General features: G+C 76.3%; 21 protein-coding genes. 9 read left to right on the forward strand and 12 right to left on the reverse strand.

Features of this window, described 5'->3' with window-relative positions; genetic code table 11:
* Positions 1–2 precede the first annotated feature (2 nt).
* Both BJ968_RS06795 and BJ968_RS06800 read right to left on the reverse strand, forming a co-directional pair.
* A complete protein-coding gene (locus BJ968_RS06795) occupies positions 3–2,891 on the reverse strand; it encodes an AAA family ATPase (protein ID WP_179750361.1) in 2,889 nt (962 codons plus the stop codon).
* A gap of 32 nt (positions 2,892–2,923) precedes the next feature.
* Positions 2,924–3,127, reverse strand: coding sequence for a hypothetical protein (locus tag BJ968_RS06800; RefSeq protein ID WP_179750363.1), 204 nt, complete (start codon positions 3,125–3,127; stop codon positions 2,924–2,926).
* A gap of 185 nt (positions 3,128–3,312) precedes the next feature.
* Between BJ968_RS06800 and BJ968_RS06805 the strand changes: the two genes are divergently transcribed.
* Complete coding sequence (locus BJ968_RS06805; protein ID WP_179750365.1) at positions 3,313–3,576, forward strand: hypothetical protein; 264 nt, start codon at positions 3,313–3,315, stop codon at positions 3,574–3,576.
* Between the two features lie 9 nt (positions 3,577–3,585).
* Positions 3,586–4,203: an MBL fold metallo-hydrolase gene (locus tag BJ968_RS06810; protein WP_179750367.1), complete on the forward strand. Its 618-nt coding sequence runs from the start codon at positions 3,586–3,588 to the stop codon at positions 4,201–4,203.
* A gap of 4 nt (positions 4,204–4,207) precedes the next feature.
* Here BJ968_RS06810 and BJ968_RS06815 read toward each other — a convergent pair whose 3' ends face one another.
* Positions 4,208–5,371 (reverse strand): DNA glycosylase AlkZ-like family protein, encoded by a 1,164-nt coding sequence (locus tag BJ968_RS06815; RefSeq protein ID WP_179750369.1) that lies wholly within the window; start codon positions 5,369–5,371, stop codon positions 4,208–4,210.
* 74 nt (positions 5,372–5,445) lie between these two features.
* On the opposite strand from BJ968_RS06815, the gene BJ968_RS06820 reads away from it, so the two are divergent.
* Positions 5,446–6,054 (forward strand): hypothetical protein, encoded by a 609-nt coding sequence (locus BJ968_RS06820; RefSeq protein WP_179750371.1) that lies wholly within the window; start codon positions 5,446–5,448, stop codon positions 6,052–6,054.
* On the opposite strand, the gene BJ968_RS06825 is transcribed toward BJ968_RS06820, so the two are convergent.
* The 4 genes from BJ968_RS06825 to dprE2 form a co-directional block, all read right to left on the reverse strand.
* Positions 6,051–7,292 (reverse strand): DUF6596 domain-containing protein, encoded by a 1,242-nt coding sequence (locus BJ968_RS06825; protein ID WP_179750373.1) that lies wholly within the window; start codon positions 7,290–7,292, stop codon positions 6,051–6,053. The two genes, BJ968_RS06820 and BJ968_RS06825, sit on opposite strands and share 4 nt — an antisense overlap.
* 92 nt (positions 7,293–7,384) lie before the next feature.
* Positions 7,385–7,741 carry a YciI family protein gene (locus BJ968_RS06830; protein ID WP_179750375.1) on the reverse strand — a complete coding sequence of 119 codons (357 nt, stop codon included), beginning with the start codon at positions 7,739–7,741 and terminating at the stop codon, positions 7,385–7,387.
* A gap of 190 nt (positions 7,742–7,931) precedes the next feature.
* Complete coding sequence (locus tag BJ968_RS06835; protein ID WP_179750377.1) at positions 7,932–9,242, reverse strand: MFS transporter; 1,311 nt, start codon at positions 9,240–9,242, stop codon at positions 7,932–7,934.
* A 143-nt stretch (positions 9,243–9,385) separates the two neighbouring features.
* Positions 9,386–10,129: a decaprenylphospho-beta-D-erythro-pentofuranosid-2-ulose 2-reductase gene (gene dprE2, locus BJ968_RS06840; RefSeq protein WP_179750379.1), complete on the reverse strand. Its 744-nt coding sequence runs from the start codon at positions 10,127–10,129 to the stop codon at positions 9,386–9,388.
* Between the two features lie 155 nt (positions 10,130–10,284).
* On the opposite strand from dprE2, the gene BJ968_RS06845 reads away from it, so the two are divergent.
* Positions 10,285–11,532 (forward strand): LCP family protein, encoded by a 1,248-nt coding sequence (locus BJ968_RS06845; RefSeq protein WP_179750381.1) that lies wholly within the window; start codon positions 10,285–10,287, stop codon positions 11,530–11,532.
* A gap of 58 nt (positions 11,533–11,590) precedes the next feature.
* Here BJ968_RS06845 and BJ968_RS06850 read toward each other — a convergent pair whose 3' ends face one another.
* The 4 genes from BJ968_RS06850 to BJ968_RS06865 all read right to left on the reverse strand — a co-directional run bounded on the left by BJ968_RS06850 (position 11,591) and on the right by BJ968_RS06865 (position 16,553).
* A complete protein-coding gene (locus BJ968_RS06850; protein WP_343077870.1) occupies positions 11,591–13,345 on the reverse strand; it encodes a S8 family serine peptidase in 1,755 nt (584 codons plus the stop codon).
* A gap of 107 nt (positions 13,346–13,452) precedes the next feature.
* A complete protein-coding gene (locus BJ968_RS06855; protein WP_218885576.1) occupies positions 13,453–14,709 on the reverse strand; it encodes an alpha/beta fold hydrolase in 1,257 nt (418 codons plus the stop codon).
* Positions 14,710–14,784: 75 nt separating this feature from the next.
* Positions 14,785–15,306, reverse strand: coding sequence for a 5-(carboxyamino)imidazole ribonucleotide mutase (gene purE, locus BJ968_RS06860; protein ID WP_343077871.1), 522 nt, complete (start codon positions 15,304–15,306; stop codon positions 14,785–14,787).
* Positions 15,303–16,553, reverse strand: a complete 1,251-nt coding sequence (locus tag BJ968_RS06865; RefSeq protein WP_179750385.1) for a 5-(carboxyamino)imidazole ribonucleotide synthase — start codon at positions 16,551–16,553, stop codon at positions 15,303–15,305. Before BJ968_RS06865 ends, purE begins: the two co-directional genes overlap by 4 nt.
* Before the next feature lie 147 nt (positions 16,554–16,700).
* On the opposite strand from BJ968_RS06865, the gene BJ968_RS25535 reads away from it, so the two are divergent.
* Together BJ968_RS25535 and BJ968_RS06870 are read left to right on the forward strand one after the other, a co-directional pair.
* Complete coding sequence (locus BJ968_RS25535) at positions 16,701–16,832, forward strand: hypothetical protein (protein WP_281372677.1); 132 nt, start codon at positions 16,701–16,703, stop codon at positions 16,830–16,832.
* 75 nt (positions 16,833–16,907) lie between these two features.
* Positions 16,908–17,531 (forward strand): GtrA family protein, encoded by a 624-nt coding sequence (locus tag BJ968_RS06870; RefSeq protein WP_179750387.1) that lies wholly within the window; start codon positions 16,908–16,910, stop codon positions 17,529–17,531.
* On the opposite strand, the gene BJ968_RS06875 is transcribed toward BJ968_RS06870, so the two are convergent.
* Complete coding sequence (locus BJ968_RS06875; RefSeq protein WP_179750389.1) at positions 17,472–18,293, reverse strand: biotin--[acetyl-CoA-carboxylase] ligase; 822 nt, start codon at positions 18,291–18,293, stop codon at positions 17,472–17,474. The genes BJ968_RS06870 and BJ968_RS06875 overlap by 60 nt on opposite strands.
* Positions 18,294–18,380: 87 nt before the next feature.
* On the opposite strand from BJ968_RS06875, the gene BJ968_RS06880 reads away from it, so the two are divergent.
* From BJ968_RS06880 to BJ968_RS06890, 3 genes are all read left to right on the forward strand, one after another.
* Positions 18,381–19,406 (forward strand): ABC transporter substrate-binding protein, encoded by a 1,026-nt coding sequence (locus BJ968_RS06880; RefSeq protein ID WP_179750391.1) that lies wholly within the window; start codon positions 18,381–18,383, stop codon positions 19,404–19,406.
* 16 nt (positions 19,407–19,422) lie between these two features.
* On the forward strand, positions 19,423–21,045 hold the full coding sequence (locus tag BJ968_RS06885; protein WP_179750393.1) for a DUF885 family protein: 1,623 nt from the start codon (positions 19,423–19,425) through the stop codon (positions 21,043–21,045).
* A gap of 123 nt (positions 21,046–21,168) precedes the next feature.
* Positions 21,169–21,795, forward strand: a complete 627-nt coding sequence (locus BJ968_RS06890) for a Maf family nucleotide pyrophosphatase (protein ID WP_179750395.1) — start codon at positions 21,169–21,171, stop codon at positions 21,793–21,795.
* Positions 21,796–21,802: the final 7 nt, after the last annotated feature.

Raw genomic sequence — 21,802 nt, forward strand, 5'->3', positions numbered from 1 at the left:
CGTCACCCGTCGTGGTGGTCCCGGTCGGCCAGGAGCCCGCTGCGCAGCCCGATCGAGACCGCCTCGGCGCGGGACGACGCTCCGAGCTTGGCGAAGATCCGGGAGACGTGCACGCTGGCGGTCTTCTCGGCCATGAACAGCTGCTCCCCCACCTGCCGGTTGGTGCGCCCGGCGGCCAGGAGGTCCAACACCTGCAGCTCCCGGGCCGTCAGCGGCCCGCGCCCGGGTTCGGAGCGCGCCCGCACCCTGCGCGCCAGGTCCTCCAGGGCCGCGGCGAGCGGGACGGCCCGCAGCCGCGCCGCCGTCCGGCGGGCCTGGTCGAGCAGCAGCAGACCCTCCTCCCGCAGGCCGGCGGCGACGCTGGCCTCGGCCAGCCGCCACCGGGCGCGGGCCAGGTCGTAGACGTCGCCGTAGGAGAACTCCTCCACGACCTGCCGCCAGGCCGCGACCTGGTCCAGCGGCGGCGCGCCCCGGAACCGGGCCGCCTCGGCGCGCAGGACCGCCGCCCAGGCCCGGCCCTCGGGCCCCAGCTGCCCCGCCCGCGGCTGGCCGTCCCGCAGCAGCCCGGCGACGCGGTCCTCCACGCGCCGCACGAGGGCCTCGTCGGCCGACCCGGCGTCGGCGAGCGCGCCCACGGCCTGCGCCCCCAGCCGGATCCCCAGCAGGTGCAGGGGGTGCTCGATGCCGGGGTAGCTGAACAGGGCGCCGACGAGGGCGTCGGCCGCGGCGGCGGGCCGGCCCTCCCAGCGCAGGGCCTCGGCGTGGGCCGCGACCGCGTGCAGCCCCTCCTCGGCGTCGTCGAACCAGGCGGGGTCCAGGACGGCGGCGACCTCCTCGAACGCGCCGCGGGCCGCGAGGACCTCCGCGGCGACGACCCCCACGGCGACGGCGGCCAGGTGCGGGGCCTGCGGGCCGACGGCGCGGGCCTGCTCCAGGGCGCGGTCGAACTCGCCGGTGACGAAGCTGGTGGTGGCCTGCAGGGACAGCAGCTGCAACCCGTACGGCGACCACGACAGCCCCAGCTGGGCCGCCCACGCGCAGGACTCGTCGAGGACCTCCCGGGCCCCGGCGAGGTCGCCGCGGTCGTAGCGGTCCGCGGCCAGGTTGTAGCGGGCTCGCAGCGCGGTGCCGAGGTGGCCGCCGGCCTCGGCGGCCGCGGCGGCCCGGGCGAACAGCGCGTCGGCGTCGGCGAGCTGGCCGGCGAGGTTGTCCAGCCCGGCCAGGGTGATGAGGACGTCGGCCTCGCCCCCGGCGAACTCCCGGCCCCCGGTCATGGCCAGCGCGCGGTGGGCCTCGGCGGCGGACTCGGCGAAGCGGTCCAGGCCCAGGTAGCAGCGGGCGGCCACGGCCGTGGCCCAGAACACCGCCGACCACGCCTCGGGGTCGTCGCCGCCGAGCTCCTGCGCGCGCCGGGCGTGGGCGATGGCCTCCTCGTCGCGGTCGGCGGCCCACAGCGCCGACGCGCACTGGGAGTGGACCTCCGCGGCCGTCGCGGGGCTCGCCCCGGCGGGCACGAGGTCGACGGCCTCCTGGGCCAGCAGCGCCGAGCGCGCGACCTCCCCGGCGCTGGAGGCCAGCTGGGAGGCGCGCAGCGTCAGGGCCAGCAGCGTCGTGCCGGTGCGCTCGGCGGCGTCGGGGACGGCCGTCCACAGCGGCAGCGCCGCCTCCAGGTGCCGCCACGCCTGCGCGGGCGCCCGCAGCCGCTGGGCCTCGTCGGCGGCGGCGATGCCCGCCTCCAGGGCGCGGGGCAGGTCGTTGCTCTGCCGGGCGTGGTGGGCCAGCTGCGCCGCCGACGCCCGGCCCCCCGCGGCGATGGCGGCGGCGATGGCGTCGGCGTAGGCGGCGTGCAGGCGCACGCGCTCACCCGGCAGGAGGTCGCCGTAGACGGCCTCGTGCAGCAGGGCGTGCCGGAAGGAGTAGCCCTCGTCGCCGTCGGGTTCGAGGACCCGCAGGGCGATGGCGTCGCGGATGCGGTGCTCGAGGTCCTCGTCGGCCAGGCCCGTCACCGTGCGCAGCAGGTCGTGCGGGACGCGGCGGCCGCCGACGGAGGCGGTCCGCACCAGGTCCGAGACGGGGCCCGGGAGGGTCTCCAGCCGGGTCAGGACGGCGTCGGCCAGGCCGTCGGGCAGCCGGCCGCCGCGGCCCACCCCGGCCAGCAGCAGCTCGGCGCAGTAGTAGGCGTTGCCCTCGGCGCGGGCGTGGATCCGCCGGACTGTCGCGGGCGGGACGTCGCCGCCGGCGAGCTCGCGCAGGAACTGGGCGGTCTCCTCGGTGGTGAAGGGGTCCAGGACGATGCGCTGGACCCCCGGCAGGCGGCTCAGCTCGGCCAGCACCGGGCGCAGCGGGTGCCGGCGGTGCAGGTCGTCGGTGCGGACGGTGGCCACGACGAGCAGCCGCTCGCCGCGCAGCCGCCGCAGCAGGAACGTCAGCAGGTCGCGGCTGGCGCCGTCGGCCCAGTGCAGGTCCTCCACGACGAGCAGCACGGGCTGCTCGCGGGCCGCGGCGGCCAGGGCCGCGGCGACGGCGTCGAACAGCTGCACCTGCGAGACGTCGGCCGCGGGTTCCCCCGGGGCCTGCACGGCCCAGAACGACGGCGAGCGGCCGCGGTCGCGCAGCGGTTCGAGGGCCTCGACGAACGGCAGGTAGGGCAGGGCCTCCCCGCCGGCGGAGGCGCAGTGCCCGAGCAGGACGGTGTCCCCGGCCGCCCGGGCGTGCGCGGCGAGCTCGGCGACCAGCCGCGACTTGCCCACCCCGGCGTCGGCCTCGACGAGGACCCCGGCCGAGGTGCCGGCGCGGGCGGCGGCCAGGGCGGCCTCGAGCGCGCCGAGCTCGACCGCCCGCCCGACGAGGGCCGGGGGCGGGCCGGGGGCGACGGGCGGCAGGACGGGCACGTGCGTCATCGTGGCACCGGGTCCGGACAACCTCAGCCCGCCGCGCGGAACTCCTTGCGCGGCAGCCGGTGCCGCGCCCACCAGCCTCGCCCGGCGGGCCATGCGGCCCGGCGCGCGGCCCGGCGCGCGGCGCGCAGCCGGCGCACGAGCCGCTCGCGCTCGGCGACGGCCAGCGCCTCGTCCACGCGCAGGGCCAGGCCCTCACGCAGTTCCCAGTCCATCCCGTAGGTGTTCACGGTGACGACGCTGCCGCTGAGGGACCGCCGGTCACGTCAGGCGTTCGCGCCGTCTCAGCGGGCCCCGCACGCCTTAGTTACCTAGAGTCGATGAGGTGCGACCCGACGTGAAGACGCGTGGACCGCGGCGGTGGAGTTCGGCCGCCCGTCGTGCCCGGGGAGCGAGCGGGGGCCACCATCGTGCGGTGGCCACCTGGCGCTCCTTCATCGACCTCGTGCACCTCATCGGTGCCCTGGGCTGCCTGGTGCTGACCGGGGGGTTCGCCGCCCAGGGCCAGCTCGCGCGCGCCGTCTTCTACGGCCTGTGCACCATGGCCTTCGCCGTCGCCCTGGCCCACCGGGTGCACGAGCGCCACCAGCACGCCCGCCCCTCCCCCACCGTCGTGGACCTGCGCGAGCGCACCCGCGCCGGCGAGGTCCCCCGGCCGCCGCGGGGGGCGGCTCGGTAGCGTCGCGCCATGGCTCCCACGACGACCGCGACGGCCACCCTCGACGAGGCCCACGTCGGCCCGATGGACAACGTCGCCTACGCCGTCCGCTGCCGCAGCACCGGGCGGCGGCTGCTCGTCGACGCCGCCGCCGAACCCGAGACGCTGCTGGCCCTGGTCGACGGCGAGCTCGACGTCGTCGTCACCACCCACCGCCACCACGACCACGTCGGCGCGCTCGCGGCCGTCGTGGAGGCCACCGGCGCGCGCACCGCCGCCGGGGCCGACGACGCCGACGACCTCCCCCTGCCCGTGCAGCAGCGCCTCGAGCACGGCGACGTCGTGCGCGTGGGGGACGTCCTGCTGGAGGTCGTCCACCTGCGCGGCCACACCCCCGGCTCCGTCGCCCTGCTCCTGCGCGACCCCGACGGGCCCGACCACGTCTTCACGGGCGACTCGCTGTTCCCCGGCGGCGTCGGGAACACCTCCGGGGACCCCGAGCGGTTCACCTCGCTGCTCGACGACGTCACCGCCCGCCTGTTCGACGTGCTCGACGACGACACCGTCGTCCACCCCGGCCACGGGGCGCCGACCACCCTCGGCGCGGAACGACCCCACCTGGACGAGTGGCGCGCCCGCGGCTGGTGACCGCTCAGGCGACGGGCTCCTTCATGGCCGGCGACGGGTAGACCGTCCCCACCCGCACCCCGTCCAGCCACGCCGTCAGCCGGTCCGCCTCGGCCTCCAGCGCCTCGCGCGCCGGCGCGGCCACCTCCTCCAGCGACCGCACGCGCACGCGGCCCCCGCCGTCCTGCACCCAGCAGCCCACGACCCGCCCGTCGACCCACGCGGTCGTGCCCGCGTTGCCGTTGCGGTCGAACAACCGCTCCCGGTGCGGGCCGAGGAGGAACCCCCGCGACCTCCACCCCATGACGGTCGGGTCGAGCACCGGCAGCAGCGCGACCCACGGGCCGGGGTCGGGGACCTCCTCGACGTCGTCGGGCAGCAGCCACCCCGTCGACCCGTCGTCCAGGGACACCGGCACCGCCGCGAGGTCGGCCAGGGCCGCGCGCACGACCCCCTTCGTCGCGCCCAGCCACCACACGACGTCGTCCTCCGTGCCGGGCCCGAACGTCGTCAGCCAGCGCCGCACGAGCTCGGTGCACCCGTGCTCGGCGCTCAGCGGTCCCGGCGGGGTGATCCAGTCCCGCGTCAGCGTCCACGCCGGCCGCGACACCCGCCAGTGCCCGGCGTTCGCGCCGCGCACCACGTCCCCCGTGAGCCCCAGGTGGGTCAGGACCCGCGAGGCCGACCACTGCGACCCGGCGCTGACCGAGACCTTCACGTCGATCAGCGGGACGGCCTCCCGGACGGCGCGGGCCGACAGGCCCCCGGGGGCCTCGGCGAGGACGGCCAGGACCGCGGCGCGCGCGGTGTCGAGCCAGGCGTCCCCGTCGGCGGCCAACCCGGCCTTCACGACGTCCTTGGCGATCGCGGCGCGCTCGGTGCGCGCGACCCGGGCCGACGCGCTGGGCAGGGCCGCGGGCAGCAGGTCGCGCGGGAAGACGAACAGGGTGCGCCGCATCGCGAGCTGCTTGACGAGGGTGCGGTCGACGGTCAGCGCCCGCTCCACGTCGGTCGTCCGCAGGCCCGGCACGCGCGCCCAGCAGGACAGGTGGACGGTCGCGGGCTCGGTGGCGTGCAGGACCGTCATGGCCCGCGTCGCCGCCTCGGGGGACGCGACGCGGTGGGCGGGGGCCAGCGCGTGGCGGACCGCGAGCCGGGCGCGGCGTTCGGCGTCGGTGACGTGGCGCACGGGGGCATCGTGGCAGCCACCGCCGACACCGGGCCCGCGGTCACCGACCGGACCGGACCTGGGACCCTGGGGCCATGGGACTGGGCGGCGCACCCGGCGAGTACGCCGACTACGAGTGGTTCGACCTCGCCGACGCGCCCTCCCCCGAGGTCGTCCGGCCCGGGCCGGACCCCCTCAGCGACGCCCTGCGCGACCTGGTGGCGGGGTACCCCGTCTGGGCGGGACAGGGCGCCACCCGCGTGCTGCTGGTCGACCTGGACAACCTGCGCGCCGGGCCCACCCGGCTGCGGGCCCGGCTCTCGGTCGTCCTCGACCTGGCCCGGCAGGCCGACCGGGTGGCGCTGGCGGGGCAGGTGGGGGCCGTGGCCCGGTCCCGGCCGTGGCTGGAGGAGTTCGCCGACCGGGCCCAGGCCGTCCCCGACGGGGCCGACGTCGCCGACCTGGCCCTGCTGGCCGCCGCGCAGGAGGTCCCCGACCCCGTCGAGTTCGTCGTCGTCAGCAACGACGGCATCTTCGCCGACCTCGCCGACCGCGGTGACCTCACGCTGCTGTCCCCCGGCGTCGACGCCCTCAGCGACCGGCTGCACGGCGCGGCGAGCCTGCTCGTCGACCTCGCCGCGCTGGAGGTCGAGGCCGCCGCCGAGCTGGTGCGGCGGGACCGCCGGGGACCGCGCCGCGGCTAGGGCGCGTCCCGCGGCTCACCGGGGTCCGGTGGCGCGGGCTCGGCGGCGCGGCCGACTTCAGCCAGGCGCTGCTCCAGGAAGGCGCGCTCCGCGGCGTTCGCCGTGAGCTCCAGCGCGCGCCGGTAGGACTCAGCCGCGCCGGCGGCGTCGCCGACGCGGCGCAGCAGGTCGGCGCGGGTGGCGGGCAGGTAGGGGTAGCCGGCGAGCCGGGGATCGCCCGCCAGCTCGTCCAGGAGCGGCAGGGCGGCGGCCGGGCCGTCGGCGAACGCCACGGCGGCGGCCCGGTTGAGCGCGACCACCGGGGTGTCCCACACCGCCAGCAGCCGGTCGTAGAGGTGCACGACGCGCGGCCAGTCGGTCCGCTCCAGGGACGGGGCCACCGCGTGCACGCCGGCGATCGCCGCCTGCAGGGTGAACCGCCCCGGTGGGCCGGACGCCAGCGCCCCGGCCGTCACCGTGAGCCCCTCCAGGACCGCGCGCTGGTCCCAGCGCGTCCGGTCCTGGTCGGCGAGCAGGAGCAGCCGTCCCTGCTCGTCGGTCCGGGTGGCCCGGCGCGCGTCGGTGAGGAGCAGCAGGCCCAGCAGGCCGCGGGTCTCGGCCTGCTCGGGCAGCAGCGCGGCCAGGGTGCGCGCGAGGTGCAGGGCCCGGTCGCACAGCTCCGCGCGGACGAGGGCGTCCCCCTCACCGGCCGTGTGGCCGGTGCTGAAGAGCAGGTGGACGGCGGTGAGCACGCTGTCCAGGCGCTCGGGCAGCTCCGCCCGGCCCGGGACCCGGTAGGGGATCCGCGCTGCGGAGATCTTCTTCTTGGCCCGGGTGATCCGGGCCGCCATCGTCGGCTCGGGCACCAGGAAGGCCCGGGCGACGTCGGGCGTGGGGACGCCGCAGACCAGGCGCAGGGTGAGGGCGACGCGGGCCTCGGGGGCGAGGGCGGGGTGGCAGCAGGTGAACACCAGCCGGAGCCGGTCGTCCGGCACCGCGGCCTCGGGCCGGTCCGGGTCGGTCGGGTCGTGCGGGTCGACGGTCGCCGGCTCCACGAGCAGCGGGAGCTTGCGCCGGAGGGTGACCTCGCGACGCGACCGGTCCACCGCGTGGTTCCGCGCCGCCGTGGTCAGCCACGCGCCGGGCCGCTGCGGGACGCCGTCGCGGGTCCAGGTCCGCAGCGCGCTGACGTACGCCTCCTGCGCGCACTCCTCCGCGACGTCCAGGTCGCCCGTGACGCGCACCGTGGCGGCCAGCACGAAGGCCCACTCGCAGCGGTGGGCCTGCGCCAGCGCGGCGGCGACCGCGTCCGCCCGCTCGGCGGACGCGGCCGGCTCGTCGCGGGGAGCGGTCAGGACGGACCTGCCGTCGGGTCCATGACCGGACGCACCTCGACGCCGCCGCCGGGGGCCGGGCAGAGCCTGGCGATCTCGACGGCGTGGTCGAGGTCGCGCGCCTCGACGACGTAGAAGCCGCCGAAGGCCTCCTTGGTCTCGACGAACGGGCCGTCCGTCACCGGGCCGCCACCCTTGATCGTGGTGGCCGTCGTCGTGGGCGCGAGCGCCTCCCCGGCCTCCAGGGACCCACCGAGCTCGACGACCTGCTCGGCGAACGCGTTGTGCGCGTCGAGCACCGCGCCCCACACCTCGGGCGACGCGTTCGCGTAGAAGGCCTGGTCTTCGTAGATGAGGATCGCGTACTTGGCCATGGCGCTGCCTCCTGCACCGGTTCGCGGGCCGGCCTGTCCGGCTCCGTCATCGAGACGACGAACACCCTGCCGCCGGATCGACAGCCACGTCCGGTCTTCTCGGAGATCCTCCCGCCGCCGACGGCGCGCAGGGGCAGGTGGCACGGGCCGGGCCGGGCGGACCCGACCCCGGTGATCCGCGGGACGCGCCCTAGTCGAGGGCCACCCCGCGCCGCTCCGGCAGCAGGAAGCTCGCCGACGCGGCGACGGCGAACGCGACGCCGAACACCACGAACACCAGCCCCGTGCCGCCCGACCCCGACAGGAACGGCACCGACAGCGGCGCGAGGATCGAGGCGATCCGGCCGAAACCGGCGGCCGCCCCGGCGCCCCGGCCGCGCACCGTCGTCGGGTACACCTCCGGCGTCACGGCGTACAGCGCGCCCCACGCGCCGAGGTTGAAGAAGGACAGCGCCATGCCCGCGGCCAGCAGCGTCCCCTCCGACCCGGCCGCCGAGTACGCCAGCGCCGACAGCGCGGACCCGACGAGGAACGCCGACAGGGTCCGCCGCCGCCCCCACGCCTCGACGAGCACGGCCGCCAGCGCGTACCCGGGCAACTGCGCGAGGGTGATGAACAGCGTGAACTCCAGGGAGCGGACGACGGTGAAACCGTCCTTCACCAGCAGGCTCGGGATCCACGTGAACGCGCCGTAGTAGCTGAAGTTCACGAAGAACCACACCAGCCACAACCCGGCGGTCCGCGACCGCAGCCCCGCCGACCAGATCCCCCGGGTGGGTGCGGTCGCGGTGTCCGGGACCACGTCGTCGGCGGTCGGGGTCACCCCCGCCGACACCTCGAACTCCCGCACGACCCGCGTCGCCTCCTGCACCCGGCCGCGCGAGAGCAGGAACCGCGCCGACTCCGGCAGCCCCCAGCGCACGACGACGGCGTAGACGGCGGGCAGGGCCCCGATGGCCAGCGCCCAGCGCCACCCGTCGGCCGAGCCGGGGACCAGCAGGAAACCCACGAGGGCCGCGACGGTCCAGCCGACCGCCCAGAACGCCTCCAGCACGACCACGACGCGGCCGCGGACCCGGCGCGGTGCGAACTCGCTGACGAGGGTGGAGGCGACGGGCAGTTCCGCGCCCAGCCCCAGGCCGACGAGGAAGCGGAACACCAGCAGCGCACCGAGGGACCAGGACAGCGCGGCGGCGCCGGTGGCCAGGCCGTACAGCAGCAGGGTGAGCGCGAAGACCTGCCGGCGGCCCACGCGGTCGGCCAGCAGCCCGCCGAGGGTCGCCCCGACCGCCATCCCGGCGAACCCCACCGAGGCGATCCACGACAGCTGCCCCTCGGACAGCTCCCACTGCGTGCGCAGCGCGACGAGGACGTAGGCGACGAGCCCGACGTCGAGCGCGTCCAGCGCCCAGCCGACCCCGGACCCGAGGAGCAGCCGCCGGTGCCGGGCGGTGAAGGGCAGCGCGTCGAGGCGCTGCGAGAGGGTGCGCGGGTCGTCCACGCGTCCGGAGCCTAGAGGGTGGTGACCCCGTGACCCGCCACCATCGCCCCCCTCCGCTCGCCCCCCCGTGATCAAACACTCCGGTGATCAAGCACTCCTGTCCACAAGTGCTTGATCACCGCGGGGAGGGAGGGAGGAAGGGGTCAGCGGGGCGCGCGCCGCCACACCGGGCGCGGGGTGACGGCCATCGCGGCGGCCAGCGCCCGCAACGTCCCGGGGACCCAGACCTCCCCGCGGCCGGCGGCCAGCGCGGCGGCGACGGCGTCGGCGACCTGGGCGGGGGTGCTGGCCAGCGGCGCCGGGGACATGCCCGTGGTCATGCGGCCCACGACGAACCCGGGCCGCACGAGCAGCAGCCGCACACCGCTGCCGTGCAGGGCGTCGGCCAGGCCGGAGGCGAACCCGTCGAGCCCGGCCTTGGCCGACCCGTACACGTAGTTCGCCCGCCGCACCCGCGCCCCGGCGATGGAGGAGAACACCACGACCCGGCCCGCGCGCAGCGGCCGCAGCAGGTTCGCCAGGTGCGACAGGACGCTGACCTGGGCGACGAAGTCGGTGTGGACGACGGCGAGCGCGTGCGCGACGTCGTGCTCGGCGCGGGCCTGGTCCCCCAGGACCCCGAAGGCGACGACGGCGTCCACGGCCCCGTGCCGGGCGACGACCCCGGCGAGGAACCCCTCGTGGGCGCCGACGTCGTCGGCGTCGAACTCGGCGGTCTCGACGTCGGCGCCGAGCGCGGTCAGCCGCGCGGTCTCGCCGGCGAGGTCGTGGGACCGGCGCGCGGCCAGGACGACCGTGCGGGCCCCGGCGCGGACGAGGCGCTCGGCCACCTCCAGGCCGATCTCGCTGCGTCCGCCGAGCACCAGCACGGGGTTGGGGTGCGCCATCGGGTCCGGTCCACCTCTCCTGGGGGCGGCCTCGTGCCGCGCGCCGCGCCCAGTCTCCCCGACGGCGGGCGCGTCCCGGCCGGGTCGGGGGCGGGAAGTGTGCGTTCCCCGTGTGGGGGCCGGGTCCGCGCCGCTCGCGGCCGTACCGTGGGGCAATGCCCGCTGAACCGCCCCAGCCGGACCACCCCACCCCCGCGGGGGACGACGCTCAGCGCTGGCACTCCACCACGTACGGCAGGCCCGGCCGGCGGCCCGTGCGCGCCGCCGCCCAGGCACCGGGGCGCGAGCAGCGGCTCGCCGAGCTGCGCTCCCCCGCCCCGGCGGCGGACCGTCCCGGGCACGGCGGCGGCCGCGACGCCGGTCAGGGCGGCGGTCAGGGGCGCGGGCCGCAGGTCCGGCGGGCCCCCGACCCCCGGCCGGCGCGCCGGCGCGCCAACGTCCGCCGCCGCCGGGTGCTGGCCGTCGTGGCCGTCCTCGTGGTCCTGGCCGTGGCGTACCCGGTGGTGCTGGCGGCGCGCGGCTGGTCGGCGGTGGACCGGGTCGCGGCCCTGCCCACGGGGGACCGGCCGGCCGCGACGCCCGGCACGACGTACCTCATCGTCGGCAGCGACTCCCGCGACGGGCTGAGCCCGGAGGAGATCGCGGAGTACTCCGCCGGCGGCGACGACATCTCCGGGCAGCGCACCGACACGATCATGCTGCTGCACGTCCCCGCCGGCGGGGGCCCGGCGGCGCTCATCAGCGTCCCCCGCGACTCGTACGTGCCGATCCCCGGCCACGACAAGAACAAGATCAACGCGGCGTTCGCCACGGGGGGCGCGCCGCTGCTGGTGCAGACGGTCGAGGGCGTGTCCGGGCTGCGCGTCGACCACTACGTCGAGACGGGTTTCGGCGGGTTCGCGCGGATCGTCGACGCGGTCGGCGGGGTGGAGATGTGCCCGGCGACGGCCGTCGACGACGTGCGGGCGGGCCTGGACATCCAGGCCGGGTGCCAGACGATGGACGGCAGGACGGCGCTGGGGTACGCCCGGTACCGCTACAGCGACGTCAACGGCGACTTCGGCCGCGTGCAGCGCCAGCGCGAGCTGCTCGGGGCGATCACGGCGAAGGCGGCGAGCCCGGCGACGCTGCTGAACCCGTTCCGCGCGTTCCCGCTGGCCTCGGCGGGCGGCGGCGCGGTGACGCTCGACGACGACTCCTCGGTCACCGACCTCGTGGGTTTCCTGCGCGGGATGCGCGCGGCGACGGGCGCGGACGGCGTCTCGATGACCGTCCCGGTCTCGGACCCGAACCTGCGCACCAGCCACGGGGTCGCGGTGAAGTGGGACACCGAGGAGGCGCTGGCGATGTTCGAGGACCTCAAGCGGGACGACACGCAGGCGCTGCGCTCCCTGACGCCGTGAACCCCCGCGGTCGAGGACGGCACGTCCTCGACCGCGGGGGTCCCGGGGGTGGTGCGGGTCAGAACGCCGAGACGGCGGTGAGGGCGTTGACGATGCCCTCGCCGTAGAACCCGTTGTCGTCGAGCGTCCCGGCGCAGGTGGCCGTCGAGACGAGCTCACCGGCCGTGGCGGACACCCGGCGGTAGGTGAACTCCGCCGGCACCGGGCACGGGGTGTCGGTGGCGGTGCCGAGCAGGATCGCCTGGGTGAGCGCCGGGTCCAGCGTCAGCGTCCCGGGGTGGGCCGGGTCGGGCTTGCCGTACTCGCTGACGACGAGACCGGCGACGCCGGCGGCGTGCGGGGCGGCCATCGAGGTCCCCTGCAGGTACTGGTAGTAGGCGTCCTGGCCGTCCTTCGTCTTCTCCCGCAGGACCATCGGCGTGTTCGGCTCGCCGTTCTCGTCGATGGTCCCCTCGGCCTTGGCGACGTTCGCCGGGTAGGCCGCCAGGATCATCCCGCCGGGGGCGCTGCGCCCGTTCGGGGTGTCGTAGGCGTCGCCGCCGGGGGCGGACACGTCGGACTGCTCGGTGCCGAAGTTCGAGTAGTACGCCTTGCGCCCGGACGGCCCGGTCGAGTTCACCGTCACGACCCCGTCGTTCTCGGCGGGGACGTTGAGGCAGGTCGCGTTGTCGATGGTGCGGTCCCGGGCGTCCACCGGGTTGCCGTCGGCGTCGACCGGGTAGTCGGGGCTGGTGGAGTCCACGCCGGGGGCGCCGAGGTCGGTGGCCTCGTTGCCGCTGGCCGAGACCGGCAGCACGCCCTTGCTGCGGGCGTAGTCGATCGCGCGCTGCACGGCGGCGACGATGATGCGCTGCTGCTGCTGCTCGGCGGGCGTGTCGGCCGGGTTGGCCTGGCAGTTGTACAGCCACGGGTCGACGTAGAAGCTCATGTTCACGACGTCGACGCCGGAGTCGGCCGCGAACGTCAGCGCGTCGAGGGTGGGCTGCAGGAAGAAGTACCCGGAGTCCTGACCGGCGCGCAGGCTGACGAGGTTGACGTTCGGCGCGACCCCGGCGATGCCGAGGCCGTTGACGGGCGAGCCGATGGTGCTGGCCACGTGCGTGCCGTGCCCGTCGTCGTCCACGTCGACGGGGTCGACGCAGCCGGCGACCTCGCACTCCCCGTCGAGGTCGGGCAGGTCGGTGACGAAGTTCCGGCTGCCGGCCGCGTCGAAGTTGGGGGCGATGTCGGGGTGGGTGCCGTCGACACCGGTGTCGATGATGCCGACGGTGACCTTCTTGCTGCCCGGCTGGGTCCGGTAGGACCCGTCGGTGGTGGCGCCGATGGCCCGCATGTCCCACTGCAGCGCCGCCAGCGGTTCCTGGCGGGGTGCGCGGGCGGGGGACTTCAGCGTCGAGCGGCCGGCGAGGGTGGCGCGCTCGGCCTGGGTGAGCTTCTCCACCGCGTCGGCGCTGGAGGCGACGTCGGCGGGAGCCTTGCCGATGCTGCGGTCGGCGGCGGCGCCGACGAGGCCGACGGCGGCGTCGGTCCTGGCGGTGAAGTCGGTGGCGGCGCTCTCGACGAGGGCGTAACCGACCTCGGCGTTGCTGGACAGCACGGTCCCGCCGGCGGCCTCGATGGCGGAACGGGCGGCGGCGTCGCTGGTGCCGGCGTCGTAGAGGACGACGTACCGCGTCGTCGCCCCCTGGGTGGTCTTCGTTGTGCTCTGCGCGGTGGTCTGCGCTGCGGTGTCGGCGGACGCGGACTGCGTCACCGCCAGGGTCGTCGCGAGCAACGCGGTGCTCATCGCGGCCGACAAGACGATCTTGCGCACGTGGCCTCCTGCCTGGGTGTTCGGACCGGGCCGAGCATGGTGCACAGATTGCCCACAGACAACCCTTGACGTTCGGCAAGATGCACGGTAGTTGCCCCGAAAACCGATCAGCGGCGCGCCAGGCCGGTCAGCACGTCGAGCAGCCGGCGCCCGTCCAGCCGCAACCCGTCGTGCTGGTGCTCGTTGGTGACGAACGTCCGCGCCCCGCGGATCGCGCGCGCCGTGTCCCGCGAGAACGCGTACGGGACGAACATGTCGTCGACGAACACGGCCGCGGCGACGGGCACCGCGTTGTGCGCCAGGACGTCGGCGTCGTACAGCGGCGGCAGGGTCGCGTCCGCGGCCAGCAGGTGCGCGGCCCCGCGCAGCGGCACCAGCGCGGGGTCCTCGTCGAACTGCCACGGGTACACGTGCTCGCCGGTGAACCGGAACACCGGCGCGTCGAGGGCGAACTCGGCGAACTCGCCGCGGACCCGCTCGGCCGCCCAGCCCGTCGCCGCCCCCTGCGCGTAGATGCTCTCGTGGACCAGCGCGTACAGCGGGTGCGCCGCGAACGACAGCCGCCGCCCCACCTCCACCAGGAAACGCTCCCGCAGCCGCCCACCGGGCGTGAACGGGTCCTCCAGCGCGAAGTGCAGCGCGTCGAAACCCGACACCTGCCCCAGCGCGATCCCGAGCGTGCGGAACCGCCGGCCCGACAGCCGCTCCCCCGTCGGCAGGAACTCCTCGGTGGCCTCGAGGTGGTCGGCGACGCGCTGCGCCACGGCCAGGTCGCGCGGGTAGCGGGCGAAGAACTCGGCGTTGCGCACCGCGGTCTGGGCGTACGTGGCGCGGTACACGTCGTCGGCGCTCGTCGCGAGCCCCGGCAGGCCCGCGGTGACGAACACCTCCCGCAGCCCCTGCGGAGCCCGCGACAGGTACGTCGTGAGGCAGAAACCCCCGTAGCTCTGGCCCAGCGCGGACCACGGCTCACCCCCCAGGGCGGCGCGCAGGAGCTCGGCGTCGGCCACGATCGAGTCGGCCCGGAAGTGCCTGAGGTAGCGGGCCTGCTCCTCGGCGCTGCCCGTGAGGCTCTGCCGGTCCAGCGGCGTCGACCGGCCCGTCCCGCGCTGGTCGAGCAGGACGACGCGGAACTCCTCCAGCGCCCGGTCCAGCCAGCCGCCGATCACGTCGGGCCGGTTCGCCGGGTTCCCCGGCCCGCCCTGGAAGAACACCAGCCGCGGCGCGGCGCGCTGCCCGTCGCGGACGTACTCGCGGGCGAACACCTCGATCGTCCCGGGCGTCGCGCCCGCGTGGTCCAGGGGGACGGTGAGGACGTGCTCGTGGACGTCGTGGCCGTCGACGCGGTGGGACTCGGTGCTCAGCACGGCGCCGACGCTACCCGGCCCGCGTCCGGGCGCGGCGTCACCGCGCGCCGGCGGGCCGGGGCGGAGCGGCCCTCAGGAACCGAACCCGACGCTGCCGCGCCGCGTCCGCGCGCGCAGCTTCTCGCCCTTGTCGTGGGCGACCTGCCGCAGCGAGTCCTGGAACTCCACCATGCGCGAGCGCAGCTCGGGGTCGGCCGCGGCGAGGATCCGCACGGCCAGCAGCCCCGCGTTGCGGGCCCCGCCGATCGACACGGTCGCGACGGGGACGCCCGCGGGCATCTGCACGATCGACAGCAGCGAGTCCATGCCGTCGAGGTACCGCAGCGGCACGGGGACGCCGATGACGGGCAGCGGGGTGACGCTGGCGAGCATCCCCGGCAGGTGCGCGGCGCCGCCGGCGCCGGCGATGACGACCTGCAGGCCGCGCTCGGCGGCGGCCGCGCCCCAGGCCACCATGTCGTGCGGCATGCGGTGGGCGGAGACGACGTCGGCCTCGTAGCCGACCTCGAACTCCTCCAGCGCCTTCGCGGCCTCCTCCATGACGGGCCAGTCGGAGTCGGACCCCATGACCAGTCCCACGCGCACGGTGCTCACTCGTCGATCTCCCCCGCGATGAAGGCCGCCGCGTGCCGGGCACGCGCGCGGACGGTGTCCAGGTCGTCGCCGTAGACGGTGACGTGCCCGAGCTTGCGGCCCGGGCGCTGCTCCTTGCCGTACAGGTGCACCTTGACGCCCGGGTCGTGCGCCATGACGTGCAGGTAGGACCGGTACAGGTCTTCGTGCCGCTCCTCGATCGCCTTCGGGCCCAGCACGTTCACCATGACCGTCCACGGCGCGCGGGGTTCGGTGGAGCCCAGCGGCAGGTCCAGGACGGCGCGCAGGTGGTTCTCGAACTGGCTGGTGACCGACCCGTCGATGCTCCAGTGCCCGGAGTTGTGCGGGCGCATCGCGAGCTCGTTGACCAGGACGTCCCTGACCGGTCCGTCGGGGGTGTCGCGCTCGACCTCGAACACCTCGACGGCCAGCACCCCGGTGACGCCGAGCCCGCCGGCGATCCGCAGCGCGACGTCGGTCAGCTCCGCGGCCAGCGCCGGGTCCAGGCCGGGCGCGGGGGCGGTCACCTCGTGGCAGACGCCGTCGCGCTGGACGGTCTCGACGACGGGCCACGCCGCGGCCTGCCCCGAGGGGCTGCGCGCGACGAGGGCGGCCAGCTCGCGGGTGAAGGGGACGTGCTCCTCGGCGAGCAGGCCGCCGCGGTCGGCCCAGTCGGCCAGCCACGCCTGCGCCGTCGCCCACTTCTCGTCCTCGGGCCCGGACAGGACGAGGACGCCCTTGCCGTCGTAGCCGCCGCGCGGGGTCTTCAGCACCACCGGCCAGCCCGCCGAGGCCGCGAACGCCTCCACCGCGTCCCGGTCGGCGACCTGCGCCCACGCCGGGCACGGGACGCCCAGCTCGGTGAGCGCGCGCCGCATGACGACCTTGTCCTGGGCGTGCACGAGGGCGTCGGCGCCCGGCTGCACGGAGGTGAGCGCCGCCATGGCCCGCAGCCCCTCGCCGGGGACGTGCTCGTGGTCGAAGGTGACGGCGTCGCACTCGCGGGCGAAGGCGACGAGGGCCTCGAGGTCGTCGGCCGCGCCGATCGGGGCGGGGGTGATGACCTGCGCCGCGGAGACGTCGGGCCCCTCGGCCAGGACGCGCAGCCGCAGGCCCAGGGCGGTGGCGGCCGGCTGCATCATCCGGGCGAGCTGCCCCCCGCCGACGACGCCCACGACGGGGAACCCGCCCGGCCGGGCGTAGGGGGCCGGGTCCTGGCGGGGGCGGTCCGTGGAGGAGGCGGTCACGTGCGCTAAGGGTAGTGGCCGCCGGGGCCGCCTCAGGTCACCACCCGCCCGGCCGATGGGCCCCGGGATGCCCACCGCCGCACCGTGCGCGAGGCTTGCCCCCGGCACGTCGCGCAGCGCGGCGCGCACCCGCGGAAGGGGAACGAGTTGGTCACCGTGATCGCCTGCGTGGTGTTCGTCGTCCTCGGCATCGTGGGCGCGGTGAAGATGGAGGACCACCTCACCCCCCGGGATGCGCCCACCACCGACGCGGGGACACGCACCCCCGCCCGGCGGTGACGTGGAGCCGGTTCCCAGCCTGACCCGTCAGACTGCGTGGCCGCAGGAGCAGTGGCCACGACCGGGGGGATGCGAGTGAGCGGGAACGAGCAGGGCGGCGCGGGTCTCGTGCGACGGCTGCGCGACACCTACGAGGTCCTGGCCCGCGAGGCCGCCAAGTTCGGGATCGTCGGCGCCGTCGCGTTCGTCACCGACTTCGGGGTCTTCAACCTGCTGCGCTACGCCGGCCCGGGTGGCGAGGGGGTCCTGCACGGCAAACCGCTCACGGCGAACGTCGTCTCGGTCGTCCTGAGCATCGTGGTGGCGTGGCTGGGCAACCGGTACTGGACGTTCCGGCACCGCCGGCGCGCCTCGGCCCCGCGCGAGCTGCTGCTCTTCTTCCTGATGAACGGCTTCGGGCTGCTCATCTCCCTGGTGTGCCTGGGGTTCACGTACTACGTCCTGGACCTGCGCGGTCCGCTGGCGTCCAACGTCTCCGCCAAGGTCGTCGGGGTGGCGCTGGGGACGCTGTTCCGCTGGTGGGCCTACCGCCGGTGGGTGTTCGTGGAGGAGCTGCGCGAGGAGGGCTGGCAGGCCCACCCCTCCCACGAGAGCGGTCACCCCGGGCACCCCGGGCACCCCGGGGCCGGTGAGCCGGTGTCAGCGGGGGCGCAGGTGGACGACGTCCGCCGCGGTCAGGCTCGTCCGGGCGCCGTCTGAGGTCCGCACCACCAGCCGGCCGTCGTCGTCGACGTCGAGGGCCTCCCCCTCCAGCGACGTCCCGTCGGGCAGCTGGGCCCGCACCTGCGCGCCGATCGTCGAGCTGACCGCGCGGTAGTCCGCCAGCGGGGACCGGCCCGCCTCCCAGTCGTCCAGCCGCAGCCGCAGCGCGCGCAGGTAGCGGCGCAGCACGGTGTCGCGGTCCCGGCTGCCCGAGCCCGCCAGCACGAGGGACGTGGCGGTCTCGACGGGCAGCTCGTCGGCGCGCAGCGAGACGTTGATCCCGGCCCCCAGGACGACCCGGTCGGGACGGGCCTCGCACAGGACGCCGCACACCTTGCCCGGACGGTCCGGGCCTGTGACGAGGACGTCGTTGGGCCACTTCAGCCCGGCCTGGACGCCGAGGGCGTCCAGGGCGTCGACGACGGCCAGGCCCGTGACCAGGGGCAGCAGGGACCAGCGCTCCGGCGCCGGGGTGGGCCGCAGCAGGACCGAGACGGCGAGGGAGGACCGCGGCGGGGCCGTCCAGGTGCGCCCGAGGCGGCCCCGGCCGGCGGCCTGGTGGTCGGCGACGAGGACCGCGCCGTCGGGGGCGCCGGCGTCGGCGAGCAGGTCGGCGTTGGTCGACCCGGTGCTCGCGACGACGTCCAGCCGGCTCCAGCCGCCGGGGCCGACGAGCGCGGTGCGCAGGGCACCGGCCCGCAGCGGGGGGCGGTCGAGGTCGGACCAGGGGGACGGGGAGGGCTCGGTGGGCTCGCTCACGCCCCGATCCTCCCAGGCCGATTTCGCCAGGACGCGATCTTGTGGTGAGGTGAGGCTCCCCTGACCTTCTCGACCCCGGAGATCGCCGTGCCCACGACGCGCCGCACGCTGCTGGCCACCCTTCCCCTGATCGCCCTGGTGAGCGCCTGCGGCTCCTCGGAGCAGACCGCCGCCGACCCGGCCGCCACCGGCACGAGCACCGCCGCCGCCGGGGCGTTCCCCGTCTCCCTCACCCACGCCCTGGGCACCACCACCGTCGAGTCCGCCCCGCAGCGCGTCGTCTGCCTGGGCTGGGGCTCGCAGGAGGCCGTGTGGGCGCTCGGCGGGCAGGTCGTCGGGATCCCCGAGGTCACCTACGGCGGCCTCGACGACGGCACGCTGCCCTGGTGGGAGGGCCACTTCGACGCCGCCACCACGACGTTCCTGCCCAACCCCACGTCCGGGGACCTGCCCTTCGAGCAGATCACCGCCCTGACCCCCGACCTGATCCTCGCCGTCTACTCCGGCATCACCGCCGACGACTACGCGACGCTGTCGAAGATCGCGCCGACCGTCGCCTACCCCGACCAGCCGTGGCTGACGACGTGGCAGGACCAGGTGCGGCTCGTCGGGCAGGCCCTCGGCAGGACCGACGAGGCCACGGCGCTGGTGGCCTCCACCGAGGCCGACCTCGCCGACCGCGCGAAGACCTCCCCGGTGCTGGCGGGCAAGACGTTCAGCTACGCGTACGCCACCGCCGAGGGGCTGTCGGTCTACCTGCCCGGCGACCCGCGCGTGGACATGCTGCACGAGCTGGGCCTCGTCGACGCCCCGGGCATCGCCGCGCTGGCGGCGCAGGCGTCGACGTTCTACGCCGAGGTCGCCAAGGAACGCGTCCGCGACCTCGACTCCGACCTCGTCGTCGGCTACGGCGGGCTGACCCGCGACCAGCTGCTCGCCGACCCCGTCTACGCCACCATGCCGGCCGTCGCCTCCGGTGCCGTCGCCTGGCTCGACGACCCGACCCTGGTGACCGCCACGTCGGCCACGGTGCTCAGCCTGCCGTGGCTGCTGGACCGGCTCGTGCCGCTGCTGGAGACCGCCGCGCAGCAGGCTCCCGCGACCGGGTCGTGATCACTAGGGTCGTCCCGTGAGCGAGCAGCGGCGGGCGACCGCGGTGGACGAGGTGGCCGAGCGGTACCTGGAGACGGTGCTGCGGCTGCAGCCGACGGCGGCACTGAGCCTGGGGGTCCCCGACGCCGCCCCCGGGCTCGGGGACCGCTCCCCCGCCGGGCTGGCCGCCGTCGCCGACGCCCAGCGCGCCACCCTGCGCGCGCTGGCGGCGGCCCCTGTCGAGGACGACGTCGACCGGGTCACCGCGGCGGCCCTGCAGGACCGGCTCGGGCTGGAGGTGGCGCTGCACGACGCGGGGGAACTGCTGGGGGACCTCAACGTCATCGCCTCCCCCGTCCAGGACCTGCGGATGGTCTTCGACCTGCTGCCGACGGGCACCGAGGAGGAGCGGCGGGCCGTCGGCGAGCGCCTGGCCGCCGTCCCGGCCGCCGTCGCGGGGTACGTGGAGAGCCTGCGGGCCGCGGCCGCCGCGGGCCGGGTCGCGGCGGCCCGGCAGGTGCGGGCGTGCGCGGCCGAGGCCGGGCAGTACGCGACGGGCTTCTTCGGGCAGTTCGGCGCCGAGCACGGCGCGCCGGTCGCGGGAGCGGCTGCGGCGCAGGCCTACGGGGAGCTGGCCGGGTTCCTGGGCGAGGAGCTGCTGCCGCAGGCGCCGGCCGCCGACGCCGTGGGCCGCGACCGGTACGAGCTGTGGTCGCGCTACTTCACGGGGGCCGCCGTGGACCTCGACGAGACGTACGCGTGGGGCCTGGAGGAGGTCGCCCGGCTGCGCGCGGAGATGGCGGTGGTGGCCCGGCAGGTCACCGGGTCCCCGGACGTGGACGCGGCCGCCGCCGCGCTGGACGCCGACCCCGCCCTCGTCGTCGAGGGTGCGGCGAACTTCCGCGCCTGGATGCAGGACCGGTCGGACCGGACGGTGGACGCCCTGCACGGCACGCACTTCGACGTCCCCGAGCAGATCCGCCGGCTGGAGTGCCGGATCGCGCCCACCACCAGCGGCGGCATCTACTACACCGGCCCCAGCGAGGACTTCACCCGCCCGGGCCGGATGTGGTGGGCCGTCCCGGCGGGGCAGACGACGTTCTCGACGTGGCGCGAGGCCACGACCGTCCACCACGAGGGCGTGCCCGGCCACCACCTGCAGATCGGCCAGACGGCCGTGCGCAGCGAGGTGCTGAACCGGTGGCGGCGGCAGGGGTGCTGGGTCTCCGGGCACGGGGAGGGCTGGGCGCTGTACGCCGAACGGCTCATGCAGGAGCTGGGGTTCCTGGACGGCCCCGGCGAGGTGCTGGGGATGCTCGACGCGCAGCTGCTGCGCGCGGGCCGGGTTGTGCTGGACATCGGGCTGCACTGCGGGCTGCCCGCCCCCGACGGCGGCCCGTGGACGTACGAGAAGGCGTGGGCCTACGTGCAGTCGGTGTCGGGCAACCACACCGACGTGCTGCGGTTCGAGCTGGACCGCTACCTCGGCTGGGCCGGTCAGGCGCCGAGCTACAAGGTCGGCGAGCGGTTGTGGACGGCGCTGCGCGACGACGTGCGGGCGCGCGAGGGGGCGGCCTTCGACCTGCGCTCCTTCCACCGGCGCGCGCTGGACGTGGGGTCGGTCGGGATGGACGTGCTGCGCTCCGCGCTGCTGCCCTGACGCTGCGTCGTCACCGGGCGCGGGGGGGGTTAGCATCGTTGTGACAACGCTGCCGTTGATCGCGAGCGTTGTCACAACGATCCGGACCCCCGGCGCCCACGGCGCGCGTGGAACGATGACGGCGTGACGTCGTTGCTCCTCGCCTCCGCCTCCCCCGCCCGCCTCGCGACCCTGCGCGCCGCCGGCCTGGACCCGGCGGTGCTGGTCTCCTCCGTCGACGAGCCCGCCGTCGTCGAGCGCTACGGGGTGACCGACCCCGAGGACGTGTGCCTGGTGCTGGCCAAGGCCAAGGCCGAGGACGTCGCGGGCGACGACGAGCGCCCCGAGGACTCGCTGATCCTGGGGTGCGACTCCGTCCTCGCCTTCGACGGGCAGGTCCTCGGCAAGCCGGCCGACGCGGCCGAGGCCACGGCGCGGTGGGAGGCGATGCGCGGCGGCACGGGCGTCCTGCACACCGGGCACTGGCTCATCGACGACCGCGAGGACGGCTCGGGCGCCACGATCGGCGGGGTCGCGAGCGTCACGGTCCACTTCGCCGACGTGACCGACGCCGAGATCGCGGCGTACGTCGCGACGGGTGAACCGCTGAAGGTGGCGGGCGCGTTCACGGTCGACGGGCTGGGCGGGGCGTTCGTCAAGGGCGTCGAGGGGGACCACCACGCGGTCGTGGGCGTCTCGCTGCCGCTCCTGCGCGACCTGGTCCGCGAGGCGGGGGTCGCCTGGACCGACCTGTGGGCCGCGCGCGGGTAGTCTCAGC

Origin of the sequence: Kineococcus aurantiacus, assembly GCF_013409345.1 — a bacterium.
GTDB classification, from domain to species: domain Bacteria; phylum Actinomycetota; class Actinomycetes; order Actinomycetales; family Kineococcaceae; genus Kineococcus; species Kineococcus aurantiacus.

What these genes read in the sequence shown, in the direction of transcription:
- BJ968_RS06810 (WP_179750367.1), top strand. Translation starts at nt 3,586, where the DNA reads ATGGCTCCCACGACGACCGCGACGGCCACCCTCGACGAGGCCCACGTC.
- BJ968_RS06820 (WP_179750371.1), top strand. Translation starts at nt 5,446, where the DNA reads ATGGGACTGGGCGGCGCACCCGGCGAGTACGCCGACTACGAGTGGTTC.
- BJ968_RS06830 (WP_179750375.1), bottom strand. Translation starts at nt 7,741, where the DNA reads ATGGCCAAGTACGCGATCCTCATCTACGAAGACCAGGCCTTCTACGCG.
- dprE2 (WP_179750379.1), bottom strand. Translation starts at nt 10,129, where the DNA reads ATGGCGCACCCCAACCCCGTGCTGGTGCTCGGCGGACGCAGCGAGATC.
- BJ968_RS06845 (WP_179750381.1), top strand. Translation starts at nt 10,285, where the DNA reads ATGCCCGCTGAACCGCCCCAGCCGGACCACCCCACCCCCGCGGGGGAC.